Raw genomic sequence first — 2,220 nt, forward strand, 5'->3', positions numbered from 1 at the left:
ATTCAGAACTCGCAGACCACTATGGCACCGCAGTAGTCCCTGCCCGCGTTCGCCGTCCACAGGATAAGAGCCATGCCGAGGGCAGTGTCTCCTATGCGTCTACGTGGATCCTGGCGGCACTGCGGAACGAAACTTTCTTTTCCCTCGCCGATGCCAAAGAAGCAGTTGCTGAAAAGCTGGAGGAGCTCAATGGTTATGCCTTTAAAAAGCGGGAAGGGAACCGCCGCGATGCTTATATCCATGAGGAAAAAGAATTCATGCAGCCGCTCCCTGCCAATCCCTTTGAACCGTCTCTCTGGTCGGATCAGACAGTTCTTCTTGATTATACCGTAACTGACGGATTAAACAAGTATTCTGTCCCATATGACCTGATTGGGGAATCGGTCAGCGTCCGTGTCACGCGCAATACAGTGGAAGTATTCTTCCACGGGAACCGGGTGGCTGTCCATCCAAGAGAGGCCGGCCGTAAGCGGGACCCGGTCGTGATAACCTCGCATATGCCGGAGAACCATCGGCAGTATCTTACCTACACGAAAGATGATTTCCAGTCCTGGGCATCCACGGTCGGCCCCAATACAGAAAAAGTCGTCCGCTTCTTCCTGGAATCCGGAAAGGCTCCTGAGCAGGGTTTTAAGTCCTGTGTCAGCCTGAAAAAATATGCGGACCGATACAAATCCGAGCGGATCGAGGAAGCATGCCGTCAAATCCTTTTGTTCAGTGGAGATCCTTCCATCCGCGGGATCCAGGCATTGCTGAAATCCCCGGTAAAGAAAGATGGGAAAACAGACCCATCATCTATCCAAAGGACGAATCACCGCCGGAGCCGCGGCTTTACCCGTGGCGCAGAACAGTTCCGGGAAGGAGGCGATGAAAAATGATCGACCTCTCAACCGTCAAAGAACTGCGTGCCCTGAGGCTTCCCGGTATGGCCCGGGAATTGGAGTCACAATTGGAAGAACCCCAGCGTTATAAGGCGCTCTCCTTTGAGGACCGTCTGGCTCTTCTCATAGACGCAGAAAACGTTTCACGCAGGAAGAACACCATCCAGCGCCGGATCCATGAAGCCAGGCTCAGTGAAAGCCAGGCATGTGTGGAAGCGATTGAATACTATGAAGACCGTGAGCTGGATAAAGGGCTGATCACAAAGCTTGCGACTTGTGCGTATATCCGTGACAACCACCATGTGGTCCTGAAGGGAGCAACAGGTGCCGGAAAATCTTATATCGCAAACGCGCTTGGTGTCGCCGCATGCAGGCAGCTCTATAAGGTCCGCTACGTCCGTATGCCGGATCTGCTGAATGAATATGCGGTTGCCAAAAGCCTGAATACACAAAACAAGGTGAAAAAGGCCTATGCCAGGTTTGACCTGCTGATCATTGACGAATGGCTTCTCCGGCCACTTCCTGAATCGGAAGCTTATGATCTTCTGGAACTGATCGATGCATGCAGTCAGAAAGGTGCGCTGATCCTCTGCACCCAGTATGACGTAGATGACTGGTATTATCGCATTGACTGTGACCGGGCCGAAGACGAAGGCAGTGCCGTCGCCGAAGGTATCCTGGACCGCATTATTAACAATAAGTACAGCATTGCGGTCAAAGGCCGCATCTCCATGAGAAAACGCCACGCATTTTCAGATGAAGGAAGCGGGGTGAATGACAATGGCTGATAACACCATCTATGACCTATTGGATGAGGTAAACTGCGCTGATTCCTGTGAAGCCGTTACCGCACTCTGCGAGTTGATCGATGAATTACTGAAGGATATCCAGCACCTTGAACTGGAATGTATCAGTACAAGGTATCAGCTGAGCCAGCATATGGACGAAGATCATGGAGAACTTCTGCGCAGCGACATCCTGGAAAATCTGGGACGCCGTTACTATAATAGCCCGGCATATCAGCTGTTTACAGAGATTCAGTATGACGGCGGGGATCCGATGGAATTCCGCGATTATCTTATCAAGGTACGAAAGGCCTGCAAAGGCGAATGGCCATGCTGGCACTAATATATCATTGAAGCGGAGGCCGTTCTGGGGAATGTTAAAATCATTCTTCAGGCGGCATTGCCGCAGCTGATATCATAAAACCTTATCGGTTGTCTTTGGATAAACACGGAAGTAAGAATCGGTGATCTCGTCTCCGTGATCAGTGATCTAAATCTCCGTGACAAGTGATCAATTTATCCGTGAACAATGCTCTACTTACGCGTAATATACA

General features: G+C 50.8%; 3 protein-coding genes. All 3 read left to right on the forward strand.

Translation table 11 applies throughout. The annotated features are described in order from the left end of the window. Positions 1 to 878 (forward strand): Mu transposase domain-containing protein (locus LKD70_RS18345; protein WP_407691005.1); only part of this gene is annotated, 878 nt, incomplete at its 5' end. Next, the gene (locus tag LKD70_RS18350; protein ID WP_227709295.1) at positions 875 to 1,669 is read left to right on the forward strand and encodes an ATP-binding protein; all 795 of its coding nucleotides are present in this window, start codon (positions 875 to 877) and stop codon (positions 1,667 to 1,669) included. The genes LKD70_RS18345 and LKD70_RS18350, both read left to right, overlap by 4 nt. Beyond that, positions 1,656 to 2,009 (forward strand): hypothetical protein, encoded by a 354-nt coding sequence (locus LKD70_RS18355; RefSeq protein WP_227709296.1) that lies wholly within the window; start codon positions 1,656 to 1,658, stop codon positions 2,007 to 2,009. Before LKD70_RS18350 ends, LKD70_RS18355 begins: the two co-directional genes overlap by 14 nt. Positions 2,010 to 2,220: the final 211 nt, after the last annotated feature.

It is taken from the genome of Ruminococcus turbiniformis (genome assembly GCF_020687545.1).
In the GTDB taxonomy this organism is placed as follows: Bacteria; Bacillota; Clostridia; order Lachnospirales; family Lachnospiraceae; genus Mediterraneibacter; species Mediterraneibacter turbiniformis.

Bases quoted from the DNA above. Each gene is read 5' to 3' on its own strand.
- LKD70_RS18350 (WP_227709295.1), top strand. From the start codon at position 875: ATGATCGACCTCTCAACCGTCAAAGAACTGCGTGCCCTGAGGCTTCCC.
- LKD70_RS18355 (WP_227709296.1), top strand. From the start codon at position 1,656: ATGACAATGGCTGATAACACCATCTATGACCTATTGGATGAGGTAAAC.